Origin of the sequence: Pseudomonas sp. CH235 (assembly GCF_004368175.1) — a bacterium.
Taxonomy (GTDB): domain Bacteria; phylum Pseudomonadota; class Gammaproteobacteria; order Pseudomonadales; family Pseudomonadaceae; genus Aquipseudomonas; species Aquipseudomonas paraglycinae.
The window spans coordinates 1-15,357 of sequence record NZ_RRZJ01000010.1 but is presented as its reverse complement, the minus strand read 5'-3'; the positions used below and the strand labels follow the sequence as shown (position 1 = coordinate 15,357).

General features: G+C 62.8%; 16 protein-coding genes. 2 read left to right on the top strand and 14 right to left on the bottom strand.

Annotated features, from left to right (window positions below):
* Window positions 1-130: 130 nt before the first annotated feature.
* The 9 genes from EIY71_RS12865 to EIY71_RS12825 all read right to left on the bottom strand — a co-directional run bounded on the left by EIY71_RS12865 (window position 131) and on the right by EIY71_RS12825 (window position 8,630).
* Window positions 131-1,636 carry a YdgA family protein gene (locus tag EIY71_RS12865; RefSeq protein ID WP_134021898.1) on the bottom strand — a complete coding sequence of 502 codons (1,506 nt, stop codon included), beginning with the start codon at window positions 1,634-1,636 and terminating at the stop codon, window positions 131-133.
* Window positions 1,637-1,835: 199 nt separating this feature from the next.
* The gene (locus EIY71_RS12860) at window positions 1,836-2,471 is read right to left on the bottom strand and encodes an NADH:ubiquinone oxidoreductase subunit N (RefSeq protein ID WP_085746283.1); all 636 of its coding nucleotides are present in this window, start codon (window positions 2,469-2,471) and stop codon (window positions 1,836-1,838) included.
* 93 nt (window positions 2,472-2,564) lie between these two features.
* Entirely contained in the window at window positions 2,565-4,007 is a 1,443-nt protein-coding gene (locus EIY71_RS12855) for an efflux transporter outer membrane subunit (RefSeq protein ID WP_064382679.1), read from the bottom strand.
* Window positions 4,004-4,891: an HlyD family secretion protein gene (locus tag EIY71_RS12850; protein ID WP_134021896.1), complete on the bottom strand. Its 888-nt coding sequence runs from the start codon at window positions 4,889-4,891 to the stop codon at window positions 4,004-4,006. The genes EIY71_RS12855 and EIY71_RS12850 overlap by 4 nt, the downstream gene beginning before the upstream one ends.
* A complete protein-coding gene (locus tag EIY71_RS12845; protein ID WP_007957657.1) occupies window positions 4,888-5,097 on the bottom strand; it encodes a DUF1656 domain-containing protein in 210 nt (69 codons plus the stop codon). Before EIY71_RS12845 ends, EIY71_RS12850 begins: the two co-directional genes overlap by 4 nt.
* A complete protein-coding gene (locus EIY71_RS12840; protein ID WP_134021894.1) occupies window positions 5,094-7,157 on the bottom strand; it encodes an FUSC family protein in 2,064 nt (687 codons plus the stop codon). Before EIY71_RS12840 ends, EIY71_RS12845 begins: the two co-directional genes overlap by 4 nt.
* A complete protein-coding gene (locus EIY71_RS12835; RefSeq protein ID WP_011331882.1) occupies window positions 7,154-7,582 on the bottom strand; it encodes a MarR family winged helix-turn-helix transcriptional regulator in 429 nt (142 codons plus the stop codon). The genes EIY71_RS12840 and EIY71_RS12835 overlap by 4 nt, the downstream gene beginning before the upstream one ends.
* A 212-nt stretch (window positions 7,583-7,794) precedes the next feature.
* The gene (locus EIY71_RS12830) at window positions 7,795-8,040 is read right to left on the bottom strand and encodes a DUF2789 domain-containing protein (protein WP_085697944.1); all 246 of its coding nucleotides are present in this window, start codon (window positions 8,038-8,040) and stop codon (window positions 7,795-7,797) included.
* A gap of 128 nt (window positions 8,041-8,168) precedes the next feature.
* Complete coding sequence (locus EIY71_RS12825) at window positions 8,169-8,630, bottom strand: aminoacyl-tRNA deacylase (RefSeq protein WP_134021892.1); 462 nt, start codon at window positions 8,628-8,630, stop codon at window positions 8,169-8,171.
* Window positions 8,631-8,826: 196 nt separating this feature from the next.
* On the opposite strand from EIY71_RS12825, the gene EIY71_RS12820 reads away from it, so the two are divergent.
* Complete coding sequence (locus EIY71_RS12820) at window positions 8,827-9,354, top strand: NfeD family protein (RefSeq protein ID WP_085746279.1); 528 nt, start codon at window positions 8,827-8,829, stop codon at window positions 9,352-9,354.
* 2 nt (window positions 9,355-9,356) lie between these two features.
* A complete protein-coding gene (locus EIY71_RS12815) occupies window positions 9,357-10,115 on the top strand; it encodes a slipin family protein (protein ID WP_007957673.1) in 759 nt (252 codons plus the stop codon).
* Here the strand turns inward: EIY71_RS12815 and EIY71_RS12810 are convergent.
* From EIY71_RS12810 to EIY71_RS12790, 5 genes are all read right to left on the bottom strand, one after another.
* Window positions 10,081-11,055, bottom strand: a complete 975-nt coding sequence (locus EIY71_RS12810) for a sulfotransferase family protein (protein ID WP_134021890.1) — start codon at window positions 11,053-11,055, stop codon at window positions 10,081-10,083. The genes EIY71_RS12815 and EIY71_RS12810 overlap by 35 nt on opposite strands.
* Window positions 11,043-11,828, bottom strand: coding sequence for an aspartyl/asparaginyl beta-hydroxylase domain-containing protein (locus tag EIY71_RS12805; protein ID WP_134021888.1), 786 nt, complete (start codon window positions 11,826-11,828; stop codon window positions 11,043-11,045). The genes EIY71_RS12810 and EIY71_RS12805 overlap by 13 nt, the downstream gene beginning before the upstream one ends.
* Complete coding sequence (cysC, locus tag EIY71_RS12800; RefSeq protein WP_129973838.1) at window positions 11,825-12,430, bottom strand: adenylyl-sulfate kinase; 606 nt, start codon at window positions 12,428-12,430, stop codon at window positions 11,825-11,827. The genes EIY71_RS12805 and cysC overlap by 4 nt, the downstream gene beginning before the upstream one ends.
* Entirely contained in the window at window positions 12,414-13,928 is a 1,515-nt protein-coding gene (locus EIY71_RS12795) for a TolC family protein (protein WP_134021886.1), read from the bottom strand. The genes cysC and EIY71_RS12795 overlap by 17 nt, the downstream gene beginning before the upstream one ends.
* 46 nt (window positions 13,929-13,974) lie before the next feature.
* Window positions 13,975-15,357: Ig-like domain-containing protein (locus tag EIY71_RS12790; RefSeq protein WP_256661091.1), on the bottom strand; the 1,383-nt coding region annotated here is incomplete at its 5' end.

Sequence of the window (15,357 nt, the reverse complement as noted above, 5' to 3'; positions counted from 1 at the left end):
CAGAACACAATAATTGTTCAGATTCGTGACGATGACTGGCCCCGGCTAACCGTTAACCCGGATGCCAGACAGCAAAACACCCGGCGTCCGCGGGTGCAGAGGCCGGGCGTTTCGGTGACGCGCGAGGCGTTTACTGAGGCTGTTCGATACTGCCGAACTTGCTCATCAGGAAGCCCACGAACTGCTCGACGGTCATCTTCTGGCCGTTGAATTCAACCTGATTGGCGGCGTAATGCAGCTTGGTGACAACGTTGGTGCCATCCAGTGTCGCCAACTGCGAACCAACGGCCATGCCGGCGAACATGTCGGCGCCAGCGCTGGCCTGGTCGACGATGGTCTTGGCATCGGTCTGGCCATCGATTTGCGCCTGGACGCTGAGCAGATCGACCAGCATCGGCTTGGACACCAACACATTGATGTCCAGCAGCGCGATCAACTGTTTGCCCAGTTGATCCGGTGGCAGGTCCATCGACGCAGGCTTGGTCAGATCAAGCACCAGATTCGCCCGGCTTTCGCCGTTGGCGGTTTTCAGCGACAGGTCTTCCAGCGCCAATTGCGGCCCGGCCGCCAGCAGTTTCTGCAGGTCGGCCTTGACCTGGGTGGACTCGGCTTCGGTCAGGTTCAGCTCCGGTGCCGGCAGGCCGGCGGCGGTGGCTTCGGCAGCGGCTTTTTCGTATGGCTGCAGCTTGGTCTGGTAGATCTGCATCAGCGACATGGCCGACGGGATGTCGAGATTTTTCAGGCTCATGGCCAGGTTGGCCGAACCGATCTTCTTGTCGTTGAGGGTTACTTCAGCGACCTTGTAGTCGGCACGGCCGGAGGCGTTGCTGCCGTTCTCTTCGGTACGGTTCTTCATTTCGAAGTTCTTCACGCCCAGCACCGATTGCTTGGCGCCGAAGGTGGTTTTGCTGGCGGTCAACTCCAGGGTGTTTTCGCCGGTGTAGTAGCCGTAGGTGCTCTTGGCGAGGTTGCTGGCCAGGGTCAGGCCATTGAGTTCGATCTGCACCGGCGTCTGGTCTTCGGCGACCGTGGTCAGGTGCAGGCTGTCCATGTAGCCGTCGGCCTTGACCTTCTGGGCCTGAGCGCTGGCGGAAATATCCATGTTCAAACCGGAAAACTTCAGGTTCGATTTTTCATCCAGCGCAGTTTCCAGTGGCAGCAGTTCGAGGTTGCCGGTGGTGGACTGGTCGTAGCCGATGTTGACCACACCTTTGAGCGGCGCCGCGCCCTTGGTGGCGGCAAACCATTTTTCGGTGATCGGGGTTTTTTCCAGTTCGTAGTGACTGGTGGCCATGACCGGCAGCCATTTCAGCGACACCAGTCGCGAGAACGGCAGCGGGCCGTGTTCGATGTGATCGACGAACAGCAACTCGACCGGCGTCTCGCCGAACATTTCACCCTCGCCCTTGAGGCGATAGTGCGCGGTGCTGCTGAAGGTGTTGCGCTCAAGCGATACCAGCTCCAGCGATGCACTGCCGTTGGAGCCGGCCATGGCGGTCTGCAACTCGCTGTTGGCGTTGGCGACGGCATTGTTCAGCACGCCTTCGATTTTGGTGCCCGTGTACCAGGCCCCGCCTACGCTGATGGCGCCAATGGCCACAACAATTCCGAGAAGCACGCCTGCTGATTTATTCATGAATGACCTGATCGATTTCCGTGGCTGAAAGTGTGGTCGTCTTCCCTGAACCCGTGACCGGGCCGTGGCGCGACTCCGCTGAATTTAGCGGTGGAGATTAGCACTGGCAGTGCGACGCGGCCCAATGTTTAAAGGTTAAAGAATGTCCACGAGACATGGACAAACAAAAAGATCGCCGGGTTCGGCGATCTTTTAATGATCAGGAATATTGCACCTCGATCTCGTCGAGCTGATGGTCGAAGCTTTTCAGCCGTGCGGTCCAGGTGTACACCAGCACTTCGAAATCCCGGTCGATCACCGTCCCGCCCGGCCCGTCGCTGCGCGGGTCGCAGAAGTCCAGTTGATAACGCTCGCGGGCCATGGCGGTTGCGACGTCCGACAGTTCGCGGGCGTTGTTGAGCCAGTGCCAGCCGTCGCCGGCGACTTGTCGGTCGAGGGCCAGACATTGTTTTTTCAGGGCTTCGAGGCTTTTTTCCAGCGGCGTGCCGGTGAGCTCGCCCATGACTTCGGCGAAGGTCCGCCCCGGCTGCCAGTAGCCGCCCCAGAAGTAGCGGTCGAATACGGTTTCGACTTTGCGCAGCGCGACCTTGGTGTCCCAGATCAGCAGCAATGTCTTGCTTTGCTCGAGCTGGCGTTTCTTGAGTCGCTGGGTCTGCACCAGCGCCGACGCCACGACCACGATCGCCATGACCGCGATCAGCGCCACGGTGCTGTCGAGAAAGACCATGGCCTTGTCGATCTGGTGGGCCAGCATGATGCCGTAGAAATAGGTGGCCGACAGCAGCACCAGGGCTACCAGGGCGCACCAGAAGCCGAGAGCGTAAGGGTTTTTCATTATTGGTTTCCCCTAGACCTGCGCTAGCGATGTGCACTGAAAAGGCGCCTGGTTCGGGGCGCCCTTTCAATACTTCAAAGCATAGCAACGGCCTCAGGGTTTGCTGGCGCTCGAGGCTTGCGTTCGTCCGCTTTCCCAACCGCCACCCAGGGCAAGGAATAAATCGATCTGGCTCATGGCAACCTGGGTGTTGGCGGCGGCCAGTTGCGCAGTGACGTCGGTGTAGGTGCGGGTGGCCTGCAGGTCGGCGAGGAATGACTCGCGGCCGGCCTGGAAGAAGCGGTGCGTCTGGTCGGCCGCCAGCTTCGCCGACTGCTCGGCATCGGCCAGCGCATCGCGGCGTTGCAGCAGCGCGGAGTACTGGGACAGGCCGGTCTGGGTTTCGCGGATGGCGTTGAGCACCACGCCGTCGAAATGCGCCAGCGCGCCCTGGGTCGTGGCTTCGGCTTCGCGGATTCGGGCCCGGGCGCCGTTGGTCGGTACGCTCCAGCTCAGCGACGGGCCGAAGCCCCAGCGGTTGGTGGACGGTTTGCCAAGGTTGTCCAGAATGCCGACAGTGCCGATCGTCGCGCCGAAGCTGATGTCCGGGTACAGCTCGCCGGTGGCGATACCGATACCAGCCGTCGCAGCCGCCAGACGCCGCTCGGCCTGACGGATGTCCGGCCGACGCTTGAGCAGCGCAGCGCCATCGCCCACCGGCACCAACTGGGCGATTTTCGGCAGTTCGGCGCAGGTCGCGGTGCCGGCCGGCAATTGATCGACAGGCTTGGCCAGCAGCATCGACAGCCGGAACAACCCGGCCTGCCGCGCCGCCTCATAACGCGGCATGTCGGCGCGCAAGGATTTGAACTGGGTCTGCGAACGGGTGACCTGGGTTTCGTCGCCGCGCCCGGCATCGCGCAGACGCTGGATCAGGGTGGTGCTCTGGGATTGCAGGTCGAGGGAATGCTGGGCGATTTCCCGCTCCTCGTTCGCCGCGCAGACCTGGGTGTAGGCCCGCACCACGTCGGCGACCAGAGTGATGCGCGCGGTATCGGCAGCGGCCTGGGTCGCGTCGGCGTTGGCCTTCGCCGCTTCGATCCCGCGTTGCAGGGTGCCCCACAGATCGAACTGGTAGGACGCGCTGATACCGATATCACCGATGTTGGCCACCGGCACTTTCTCCGGCAGCAGGAATGCCTCGCCGGATTCCTGCAAGCGCTGGGCGCCCATTTTCACGCCGCCGCTCCAGCCACCGGCCGCCTCGGCTTCATCGACCTGCGCGCGAGCCCGCGACAGGTTCGCCGCCGCCACCCGCAGATCGGTGTTGGACGCCATGGCCTGCTGCACCAGTTGATCAAGACGCGGATCCTGATACAGCCGCCACCAGTCCGCCGGCACCGGGGCCGACACCACCGGTTTGCCGGCCACCGCCAGGTCGCCCTGGAAATCCTTGCGCTGGATCGCCGCGTCTTCGGGCACGTGATAATCCGGCCCGACCATCGAGCAGGCCGACAGCATCATGCCCAGTCCGGCGATCATCAGAGCCCTGCTCATTTTGCGGGCTCCTGCGGTTGATCGTCGATGATCGACACGGTTGCGGTACGCCCGGCGATCATGCGGAAGTCATCCGGTACGTCGTCGAAGGCAATGCGCACCGGAATCCGTTGCGCCAGACGCACCCAGCTGAACGCCGGGTTGACGTTGGGCAGCAGGTTGCTGCCGCTCGAACGGTCACGGTCTTCGATACCGGCGACGATGCTTTCGACGTGCCCGCGCAGGCGAGCGCGGTCGCCGATCACGCGGATATCCACCGACTGCCCGATGTGGATGCCGTCGAGTTTGGTCTCTTCGAAATAACCGTCGATGTGGAACGAATTGCTGTCGACCACCGACAACACCGGACGCCCGGCGGTGACGAACTCCTGCGAACGCGGCGCACGGTCGTTGACGTAGCCATCCACCGGGCTGCGGATCACCGAGCGGTCGAGGTTGAGCCGAGCGCTGTCCACCGCCACCAGCGCTTCGGCCAGGGCCGATTGCGCGCGCGCCACTTTCGACTGGCTTTCTTCCAGCTGTTCGGCCGGCACCAGATTGCCCAGACCACGGTTACGCTTGGCTTCACGCTGCGCCTGAGCCAGGGTTTCTTCGCGATCGGCTACCGCGGCCTTAGCCTGGCGCAGCGCCAGTTTGAAACGGTCCTGGTCGATGCTGAACAGCACCTGGCCGCGCTTCACCAACTGGTTGTCCTTCACTTCGACCTGCTGGATCAGCCCGGACACGTCCGGGGCGATCTGCACGATGTCGGCGCGAATGTGGCCGTCGCGGGTCCAGGGCGCAAACATGTAATACATCACCATGCGCCAGACCACGACGACGGCGAAAGTCACGATCAGCAGCGTCAGGACGACGCGACCGAGGGTCAGAAACGGTTTTTTCATGTCATCAGGTATCGACTGAGTGAATCCACGCCGTACAGCATCACGGCGTAGAGAGCCACGTTGAACAATGCCCGGTGCCAGACCAGACGGTAGAAATGCAGGCGTGTGAGCACGCCGTGTACCAACACAAACAGCACATAAGTGATGCCCATCAACACCAGCAGGGTCGGCAGGAAAATGCCGCTGATATCCAGATCACCGATCATAGGGGCGCTCCTTCGGGCAGCGGTTCTTCGGGCTCTGCGTTGGAAACGAATTCCACGCCGGGCAACAGCGCCAGGCGCAAACCGCTCAAGGCGTGCAACAGGTTGAGCCGGGTTTCTTCATCGCCGTGGCCGTTGAGCGCGCGGCGGGTGCGATCCATGGTCATCAGCAGGGCGCTCGGCGCCGGCAGGCGTTCGCCGGCCTTGAGGCAGGCCCGGAAATACTCGCCGACCTCTGCCACCACTTGCTTGAGCAGCGCGTTCGGTGCGCCCGTCACTCGCGGTGTGTACGCGAGCAGGTCGAGCAGGTTCAGCCCCACGCGCACTTCGCGCATGGCGATGCCGGTGTCCTGGCCAGTCAGCGCCAGACGCGGCAGGTGCTGCATCAGGCGATCGAGCAATTGCACGCCGAGTTGCCGGTGTTCGGCGAGGTTGGCCGGTTCGGTCATGCTGACGATGTCTTTCCAGCTGAAACGGGTCAGGCGCTTGGCCGCCAGTTCGGCGCCGAACGGCCGGGCGATCAGGGTCCAGATAAACGCGAACAACAACCCGATCGGGCCCGCCAGGTTGGAATTGACGAAGGCAAAGAAGTCCGCGTCGTAAGCACCGGAAATGCTGATGAACGACGAAGTGTTGACCAGCGTCAGCAGCATGCCGAGATAGAAACGTGGCTGCACCGTCAGGGTACCGACACAGATGAACGGCACCGCGAACGCCAGCACCAGCATCGGAAAGTCATGCAGGTTTGGCAGCACCAGAAACAGGTACAGACTGGCAAACAGCACCGACATCCCGGTCCAGAAAAAGAACCGGTAGATCTGCGGCGCCGGGTCGTCCATCGAGGCGAAGAAGCTGCATGACACCGCCGCCAGAATCACCGCGCTGCCGCCGTCGGTCCAGCCCAGCAGGATCCACAACACCGAGGCAACGATGATCGCCAGAATGGTCGAGGCCACCGAATACAGCATCAGCCCGCGGTCGATGAATGGCGTCAGGCGACCGAGGCGCCAGTGACGATACACCGCGCGCCAGCTGTCCTGGCGCTCGCACAGGATTGCGTCCTGCAGACTGCGGCAGTCCTGCCACAGATCGATGAATTCGCCGAGGCGATACAGCGCGTTGGAAAACAGCAACTGTTTGCGATCTTCCAGGGCTTCGGCGCTCGGTTGCAGCGCTTCGAGCTGATCCCGCAGGGCTTGCCAGCGCTCCAGATCGGCGTCTTTGTGGCCAAGCCATTCGCGGGTCGCAGTGAGCAGCGGGGCGAATTTTTCCACCAGCTCGGGCGTGCCCCGTTCGAGGGCGTACAGCGAATCTTCAAGGGCATCGATCACCGGCAGCAGATGGATCATCCGCCCGCGCAGTTCCTTGGTGTTGCGCACCGTCTGCGGCCGCGCACCCTCGTGCGGCAACTGGCCGATCATCAACTCCAGGCTGTTGAAACTGCCGACCATCGCCATGCGCAGGGCTGCGACCTCTTCGGGCTGCACGTCGCGGCTGAGGAATTTAAGGCTGTAGGTCGTGGCGTCGGCGAACCATTTGCCCACGGCGTCGTTGAACACCGGCGCCAGGCGTCGTGGCCAGAACATCGCGCCGACCACCGCCGCCACGGCGATGCCGAGAAAGATCTCTTCAGTCCGCGACTCGGCCACGTCCCACACCGCCAGCGGGTTATCCACCACCGGCAGGGCGATCAGCGGCAAGGTGTAGCCGGCCAGCATCAGCGCGTAGTTGTTGGCGGTGCGCAGGTGCAGGGACAGGAACAGCAGAATCCCCGTCCACAAGGCGATGACCACCACCAGCACATACGGGCTCTGGACGAACATCGGCACGAACAGCACCGCCGCCGCCGCACCGAGAAACGTGCCGATCGCCCGATACAGCGCCTTGGAACTGGTCGGGCCGAGGAACGGGCTGGAAACGATGTACACCGTGGCCATCGCCCAGTAAGGGCGCGGCATCTGCATGAGCAGGGCGATGTACAGCGCAGTCATCGAGGCCGCGAACGTGCGGACCCCATAGAACCAGTCCCGCGCCGGGGGCATGCCGGAAAAGAACCCGTTCACGGATTGATCACCGTTGGCGGAGTGGCCGCCTCAAAAGCTCTCAGTACCCGAAGCGTAGCCTCCAGATCGCGCTGGTCGATGCCTTCGAGCACTTCATGACGCAGACGCACCAGTTGCGCCTCCACCGCTTGCACCAGCTCACGGCCGGTGTCGGTCAGGCTCAGGCATTTGGCGCGACGGTCCTGGGCATCTTCGGTGCGGCAGACAAATCCGGCGTGACACAACTGATCGAGCAGGCGTACCAGCGACGGCGACTCCATCCCTGCCGCCTGCGCCACCTGCACCTGGCGCACACCCTCGCCCAACCGCCCGATCATCAACAACGGGACGGCGCAGGCTTCGGAGATTCCATAATTGACCAGCGTGGTCTGGCAGATCTTCCGCCAATGCCTGGCGGCCACCACCATGGCACTGCTGATATTCATCTGGAGAGCGTCGAGGTTATTCGGCACGAGGGAATGCACACACTGTTAGTTTGCTAACTATCAATATCGCATTGGTGGGGAAATTCAGTCAAGTTTTGAAACAAATTCATGTCCGAAGGCGAATTCAGAAAAACTATCTCAACCTGACCTTTGCGCTATTTTTTTACAACTCACAAATTTTTTTACATTTCGGTCTTTTCGATCATTTTTTTTTACATTCCCCGCCCCTTCCTCAACATTACATCCAACTGATCCACCACCTCCGCCCAATCCGCATCATCGAGAATCTCGTCGCGCAGGAAATCCGCCTGGCTCTTGGTCCAGAAAAACGCGTCGCACAGGTGCAGTTCCGGTTTGAGCGGAGAATGGGTGGCGATGAACTGGTCGATGCTGACCGGGTCGTTGTCCAGGCCGAGTTGCTTGAACAGGGATGGGAGGCTGTGCGTCGGGTTTTCCATGTCGGAACTCCTGCGAGATTTATAGGGTGTGAAAGATTTTTCGCGAGCAGGCCCGCTCCCACAGGTCTAGCGCAGAACCTGTGGGAGCGAGCCTGCTCGCGATTAGCGTCGTCAAAAACGCCGCAAACCTACTGACTCAACTCCCGCACCTGCGCATGCGGCACCATTTTCAGGAATTCGGGCATGCTCATGTGCAGCAGGTTGTTGTGGTTGCCGGCTTCCAGGTAGATGTCTTTTTGCCGGGTCAGCAGCGGGTCGATGACCATGTCCAGGCCATAGGAGCCGCCCAGTGGCGGTACGGCGCCGCGTTCGCAGTCGTCGAAAATGTGCGCCAGATTGCTTTCGCGGGTGATCTGCCATTCGCCGCTGCTGCGCACCTTGCTCAAGTTCAGGTGGCGGCTGGCGGGCAGCACCGCCATCAGGTAGTGCCCGTGGCGGTCGTCCAGAATCACCGATTTGGCCACCCGCTCTGCGGCAATCCCGGAGACCCGCGCCGTTTCCAGGCTGCTGGACGAGTGCGGGTGGGTGACGATGTCATATTCGCATTGCGCCCGGTTGAGGCTGCTCTGCACTTTCTTGGCCATACGCATGATGCACCTCGGTGCCCGCCGACGCTGCGCGGCGGACGGTAATGAAACGCTGTGGCTGTCCTTGAAAGTCTAGTCCGGCGGGCCGCGAACACCGGGAAATCCGCCCACTGGCGGGGCGGGCAAACTGGTTAAAAATCATCCAGCCGCAGCCTCAACTAGACTGTAAGAACAAGTCCTGACTCTCGCGGAGGGTCACGTGAACATCCGTTGCTGTGCGCTTGCCCTGTTGCTGCTGAGTGGATCGGTGGTTGCGGCGGACGGTCCGTTTACCGCCGTCAGTCCGGTCGGCCTGTGGCTGATTACCTTGGGCATCACATTTCTGATCGCCGAAGCCGCGCTGCCCAACTACGGGCTGATCGGCCTCGGCGGTATCGTCATGTTCGTGATCGGCGCGCTGATCCTGAGCAACGCCGAACTGCCGGTGCCGATGATGATCGGCCTCGGGTTGGTGAGCGCCCTGTTGCTGATCGCATTGCTGATCCGCGCCCTGAAAACCCGACCGCGCCAACCGGTCAGCGGCGATGCCGGCCTGCTCGGCAGTGTCACGGCGGTGACGGTGGTGCAACCGGAAGACAGCCGCAACGGCTGGGTGCAATTACAAGGAGAACGCTGGCAGGTGCTGAGCGCCACGCCGCTGCACACCGGGCAACCGGTGCGCGTGGTCGGGCGCAAGGGTCTGTTGCTGCAAGTGGCCGCGACTGACGCGGCACCGCTCGGAGAGTGATCATGGGTCTGCAAATCGGTTTTGTCGCGCTGCTGCTGTTGCTGATCGCCCTGGCCGGCTCGACGTTCCGCATCCTGCGCGAATACGAACGCGGCGTGGTGTTCCAGCTCGGACGCTTCTGGCAGGTCAAGGGACCGGGTCTGATCCTGCTGATTCCGGTGGTGCAGCAAATGGTCCGGGTCGATCTGCGCACCATCGTCCTCGACGTGCCGCCGCAGGACGTGATCACCCGCGACAACGTGTCGGTGAAGGTCAACGCGGTGCTGTACTTCCGAGTGCTCGACCCACAGAAAGCGATCATCCAGGTCGAAGATTTCCTCATGGCCACCAGCCAACTGGCCCAGACCACCCTGCGCGCAGTGCTCGGCAAACATGAGCTGGACGAACTGCTGGCCGAGCGCGAACGTCTGAACATCGACATCCAGCAAGTGCTCGACGCCCAGACCGACGCCTGGGGGATCAAGGTCGCCAATGTCGAAATCAAGCACGTCGATCTCAACGAATCAATGGTGCGCGCCATCGCCAAACAGGCCGAAGCCGAACGGGAACGGCGAGCCAAGGTGATCCACGCCGAAGGCGAATTGCAGGCCTCGGAAAAACTTATGCAGGCCGCCGAAATGCTTGGTCGCCAGCCCGGCGCCATGCAACTGCGCTACATGCAGACCTTGAGTTCGATCGCCGGCGACAAGAGCTCGACCATCGTCTTTCCGTTGCCGATCGAACTGCTCAAGGGGATGGCGGATCTGTCGGCGAAATCGTAAGCGCGCGCAAGCGTTCCAGCGCGGCATAGGGCGCACGGGCGCAATCTTCGATCCGTGCCCGCAACAGCGCCGATGCCTCCCGGCGTTTGTGTTCGCCATCGACGACAAAGGGTTGTGACGGCTGCTTCGCGTGCTGCGCCGTCGCTGTCAGCGCCTGTTCACACTGCGTGGCGCTGAGCCCGAAAAACCGCGCCAGCCGCCCGCTCATCGCGTCGGGCAATTCGCTGTAGTTCAGCGCCAGCCCGGCAGAATCACGGCAATGCACCCACCCCGCCTCCAGCAGGCGCCCCAGCCGCCGGGCGATGAAATCCTCGCTGCCCTCGAACGGCAAATCGTCGTCCAGCACACAATCGCCGAGTGCACCCGGCACCATGTGCAGGCCGGGGCGGCGCAGGTGCGAGACGGCGATTTCCAGCGGATCGCGATAGACAAACAGCCAAGGCGTATCGGGAAAGCATTCCTGCAGCAACGGCCATTCGCCGATGTTCCAGGCGTCGAGCTTGATCACCAGCCGCTGCTCCGTACCGCGCCGCCGCTGACCATACGCCGAGAGCAATCCGGCGATGGCCGCGCGGCGTTCTTCGCCCGGCAGATCACTACGCAGCAAGGCATCGAGGGGCGGCGGCTCCGAGACCACGATGTGATCGTCGAGCCGGGCGAGCATCTGGCTGATCAGCGTCGAGCCGCAACGAGAGGCGTGCAGGATGAAGGCACTCGGCGGCAGACCCGGACTGAGCGCCTGCCAATCCATGAGTGCCGACAAGGGCGTTTGCCGGCGGAACGCCTGATTGAACGGCAGGCGCAACGCGTCTTCGACGGCTTCACGAAAGAACGGCTGATGCAGCGGTGTGTCGCCAAACCAGCACCAGTCGACCTGCCATTGCCCGGCGGTTTTCCAGATGCGGATCGGCAGCCAGCCGTCGAAATTCACAGACGCCATTGTTCGTTCCATGACCGGCGACCATTGCGCATCGCCGCCAGCAGTTCTTCACGGGAAAAGTGCAGACCGCGTTCAGCGGCCAGCGCCAGCGTCTGAGCGGTGAATGCGTCAGGGTCGTGCAGTGCCTGCAACGTTGCGGACAGCAACGGATCCGTGACCAGCAACCGTTGAAAACGCTGCAGCGCCGTCTCCGCGCCATCGGGCCGCGGAGTGCTCGGCAAACCGTCAACAATCATCTGCTCCAGCCAGGGCGCGGGGCGGCAATCGAGCACCAGATGAACCCGAACCGTGCTGTCGCGATTGTCGACCCGATGCGGTCGGGCGAGATCGAGAAACCAGCATTCTCCCTTCGCCATCGGCATCCGCTGGCCGTCGAGCCAGAAGTCCACGGCAGGCGGACTGAGCAGCGGAATGTGCAGGCGCAAATCGGCGTCCACGCCCTCAAGGTCGTAGTCGCGATGTTCATGAATCTGCCCGCCCGGGCCCAGTCGCAACAACCGAGCACTGACGATTTCCAGCGGCAGATCCCGCAGGGCCTGCTGCCAGCGACCATCATTCAGCCAAGGGGCGCGTCGTACGGGTTCGGCACTGCCGGGGGACAGTTCGGTCAGCGCATCAGCGGCGGAAATCAGCGCCACGCCGCTCCAGTCGCCGGCGAAATAAGCGGTGTTGAAATGACCGCGCCAGGCAGCGTCTTCAATCGCCGCCAGCGCCTGCAACAGCAACGGCAGGTCCACCGTCACTGGCAACCGTGAGAACGCCGGCCGGCTCATGCCTTGGGCAACACCGCGGATTCGCCGAGCCAGGTCAGCAACCGGTCGAGACAGGCTTCGACCGTCAGCGTGCCGGTGTCGAGCACCAGCGAAGCCTGGGCCGGTGCCTCGTAAGGCGCCGACACGCCGGTGAACCCGGCCAGCTCGCCACGCCGGGCCCGGGCGTAATGCCCTTTCGGATCGCGCTGCTCGCACACCGCCAGCGCGGCGCTGCACCAGACTTCGCGATAGTCCTCGCTCAAACGGCGGGCAAACACTTCGCGCAGTTCCGCCAACGGCGCGATCATCGCCAGAATCACGATCTGCCCGTTCTCCACCAGCAACGCCGCCAGCTCACTGGCGCGGCGGATGTTTTCCAGGCGGTCGGCATCGGTAAAACCCAGGTCACGGTTGAGCCCGACGCGCAGGCCATCGCCATCGAGCACCACACTTTGCAGACCACGACTGAACAACTCGGCATGCAACGCCTGGGCAAGGGTCGATTTGCCCGCCGCCGGCAAACCGGTCAGCAGCATCGCCGTGCCGCGATGGCCGTTGCGGGCCTCGCGTTGGGCACGGCTGATGCTGGCAGTCGGCGCCAATACGTCACTGCGCGGCGGCATGGGCCACCGGCAGCGAAATATCCCCCGAGGCCCACGCGGCTTCGCGGTTGGCCAGGGCGGTGGCGATCGACTGCACTTCGGTCGACTGCACCTGATCCGGCAGCGGATCGAGGCCGGCGCTGGCGAAGATCTGCCCGTAAGCATTGCGCAGATCGGCGTATGACAGGTCACGCCGCAGATCGGCCTGCAAGGTGTTGAGCTCGCCCTGAATCAGGTCCAGCTCACCAATGCCGTCGGCCTGACGACGGTTACGCAACTGACCGACAATTTGCCCGTCGATGTCCGACAGTTGCTGGTTGGTCTTGAACTGGCGCAGCGCTTCCTGATAGTTGGCATTGGCCACGTAGAGCTGCGCCAGCACCGCAATCGACATCGCCTGACGTCGCGCGGCAGCCACTTCTTCACCGGCCTTCGCCACATCGATAGCCGCCGGGGCAGAGATCACGTTGAACAGGTTCCAGGTGACTTTGACGCCGTAGTCGGCCCAGCCCTGTTCGACCAGGAACGAGTTGCTGTCGTAGTGCCCGCCGGCGGAGAACTCCAGGCCCGGCAGCAGACGCAGCATGGCCTTGCGGGTTTCGGCGGCGCTGATCCGGGTCTGGTAATCCTGCTCGCGCAGTTCCGGGCGGCTGGTCAGGGCTTCCTGCTCGAGTTTGCTCAGATCGACCTTGAGTTCCGGGATCCGGTAACCGTCATCGGTGGCCAGGGTCAGGTTGGTGCCCAGCGGCAGGTTGATCAGGGTCGCCAGTTCGGTTTTCGCCAGCGACAGCGCGCGGCGTTGTTCTTCCAGTTGCCGGGTCGCTTCGATCAGCGAACGCTGATAACCGAGGGACTGCACCGGATCACCGATGCGCTGTTCGCTCATGCTTTCGCTGTTACGGCGGGCGGTGTCGACTCGCGCCATCAGGCTGTCGATCTGCTTGAGCAGACGTTCGGCAGCCATCGCCCGCCAATAGGCCGAGCGCACGTCCTGAACGATGGTGTTGATCACCTTGCGCCGGCGCTCCTGAACGATCAGGCGCTGGTCGCCCTGCTGCTTGGCGCTGATGTAGCTGACACCGAAATCGAGGACGTTCCAGACCATGGTCAGGTCGGCGACGTCACGGTCGCGGTCCTGGGAGGTCGACGGTTCCAGGGACTGGGTGCCGGTGCGCACACTCTGGCTGCTGGAGGCGCTGACGTTGTTGCGTCCGACGTAACCGGCGTCCAGCGCCATGCGCGGCAGCATGTCGAAACTGGCGAGGTCGAGCTGCCGCTTGGCCAGCGCTTCCTCCATGATTTTCAAGCGACCTTCGAGGTTGTATTTCACCGCGCGGGCCATCGCCTGGTGCAGGGTCAGCGGACCGCTCAGCGGTTCCTGGCCCTTGTACATGCTCTGCAGGTCAGCTCTGGCCCGTTGCTCGCTGACGCTGCGTTCGATCGGTTCACTGGTCACTGCACATCCGCTGATCGCCAGCGCCAGCAAGCTGACGCCGAACAACTTCTGACTTTTCTTCATCCCTGGATCGCCCCTAGGTCCCGCATATATTGAGTTGTAATGTTGGTCAGGCCGGCATTTCGCTGATGCCGACCTGTTGCAGTGCGGCGGCCAGGTTGTCGACCCGGTGCTGCTCGCTGTCCTTGATCTGTTGCAGTTGCTGGCCAAGGGTCGGCGCGCCGAACACACCGCGCAGGCCCTGGGAAATATCGCCGCCCTTGATCGACTGACTGCCGAAGGCGTTCAGCGAATCGCGCTCGGCGCTGCTGTCCTGATTGAACAGACTCGACAGCGTGCTGCTGCCGAACACCCCGCCATCGCCACCGCCAAACCCGAGGAAGCCATGACCAGAGCCGTCACCCTGGTTGTCGCTGCTGCTGAACACCTGGGCAATGAAGCTGGGGCTCAGCGCACCGCGATTGATGAAAATATCCCCCAGTGGACGGATGCCGTTGCCGATCACCCGTTGCTCGAACAACGGCGCGAAAGTCAGCGGTGAACCGAGGTCGCCAGTGGGCGCGGTGAAGACGATCGGCTGCAGCGGAACGTTCGGCGGTGGCGGCGGCGCGACCGGATCGCTGCTGCGGAACTCCGGATCCGGTGTCACCACGATCAACGGAGTAGTCGGTGCCACAGGAGGCACAGGCACCGTGTTGATCACGTAATTGCCGGAACTGCTGACGCTGCTGCCGCTGTTGCCCGACAGGTCGCTGACCCCGGCGGTGTTGATGCTGATCGCATTGCTGGCGCTGTTGACGTTGGCGTTCGGCGTCAGGGTTGCGGTCCAGGTCTTGCCACCGTCGCTGCTGCTCAGTTTGGACAGAGTGCCGTTGGCCACGCTGAGGTCCGACAGGTCGAAACCGCTCACCGCTTCGTTGAAGGTGATGGTCACCTGCGAAGTCTGACCGACGCCCAGGTTCGGATTGGCGATCACCACCGTCGCGGTCGGCCGTTCGCTGTCGAGGGCGTAGTTGTTCGACACCGCCACCGTGCTGCCGGCGTTGCCCGCAAGGTCGGTGACGTTGCTGGTGTCCAGCGCGATGAAGTTGCTCGGGTCGGTGACATTCGCGGTCGGCGTGAAAGTCGCGGTCCAGGTCTTGCCGCCGTCACTGCTGGTCAGGTTGCTGAGGTCACCGTTGGTCACGCTCAGGTCGGACAGGTCGAAATTGCTCACCGCCTCGCTGAAGGTGAAGGTCACCGTGGTGCTCTGGCCGATGCCCAGATTCGGATTGGCGACTACGATGTTCACCGTCGGCCGGGTCGCGTCGAGGATGTAGTTGTTGGAGATGGCGATGCTCGCCCCGAGGTTGCCGGCCAGGTCCTGGACGCCGCCGGTGTCGATCAGGATCAGGTTGGTCGGATCGTTGACGTTGGCTGTCGGCGTGAAGGTTGCGGTCCAGGTCACGCCGCCGTCGCTGCTGGTCAGGTTTGACAACGAACCGTTGGCGAC

What these genes read in the sequence shown, in the direction of transcription:
- EIY71_RS12865 (WP_134021898.1), bottom strand. Translation starts at nt 1,636, where the DNA reads ATGAATAAATCAGCAGGCGTGCTTCTCGGAATTGTTGTGGCCATTGGC.
- EIY71_RS12860 (WP_085746283.1), bottom strand. Translation starts at nt 2,471, where the DNA reads ATGAAAAACCCTTACGCTCTCGGCTTCTGGTGCGCCCTGGTAGCCCTG.
- EIY71_RS12855 (WP_064382679.1), bottom strand. Translation starts at nt 4,007, where the DNA reads ATGAGCAGGGCTCTGATGATCGCCGGACTGGGCATGATGCTGTCGGCC.
- EIY71_RS12850 (WP_134021896.1), bottom strand. Translation starts at nt 4,891, where the DNA reads ATGAAAAAACCGTTTCTGACCCTCGGTCGCGTCGTCCTGACGCTGCTG.
- EIY71_RS12845 (WP_007957657.1), bottom strand. Translation starts at nt 5,097, where the DNA reads ATGATCGGTGATCTGGATATCAGCGGCATTTTCCTGCCGACCCTGCTG.
- EIY71_RS12835 (WP_011331882.1), bottom strand. Translation starts at nt 7,582, where the DNA reads ATGAATATCAGCAGTGCCATGGTGGTGGCCGCCAGGCATTGGCGGAAG.
- EIY71_RS12830 (WP_085697944.1), bottom strand. Translation starts at nt 8,040, where the DNA reads ATGGAAAACCCGACGCACAGCCTCCCATCCCTGTTCAAGCAACTCGGC.
- EIY71_RS12825 (WP_134021892.1), bottom strand. Translation starts at nt 8,630, where the DNA reads ATGCGTATGGCCAAGAAAGTGCAGAGCAGCCTCAACCGGGCGCAATGC.
- EIY71_RS12815 (WP_007957673.1), top strand. Translation starts at nt 9,357, where the DNA reads ATGGGTCTGCAAATCGGTTTTGTCGCGCTGCTGCTGTTGCTGATCGCC.
- EIY71_RS12810 (WP_134021890.1), bottom strand. Translation starts at nt 11,055, where the DNA reads ATGGCGTCTGTGAATTTCGACGGCTGGCTGCCGATCCGCATCTGGAAA.
- EIY71_RS12805 (WP_134021888.1), bottom strand. Translation starts at nt 11,828, where the DNA reads ATGAGCCGGCCGGCGTTCTCACGGTTGCCAGTGACGGTGGACCTGCCG.
- cysC (WP_129973838.1), bottom strand. Translation starts at nt 12,430, where the DNA reads ATGCCGCCGCGCAGTGACGTATTGGCGCCGACTGCCAGCATCAGCCGT.
- EIY71_RS12795 (WP_134021886.1), bottom strand. Translation starts at nt 13,928, where the DNA reads ATGAAGAAAAGTCAGAAGTTGTTCGGCGTCAGCTTGCTGGCGCTGGCG.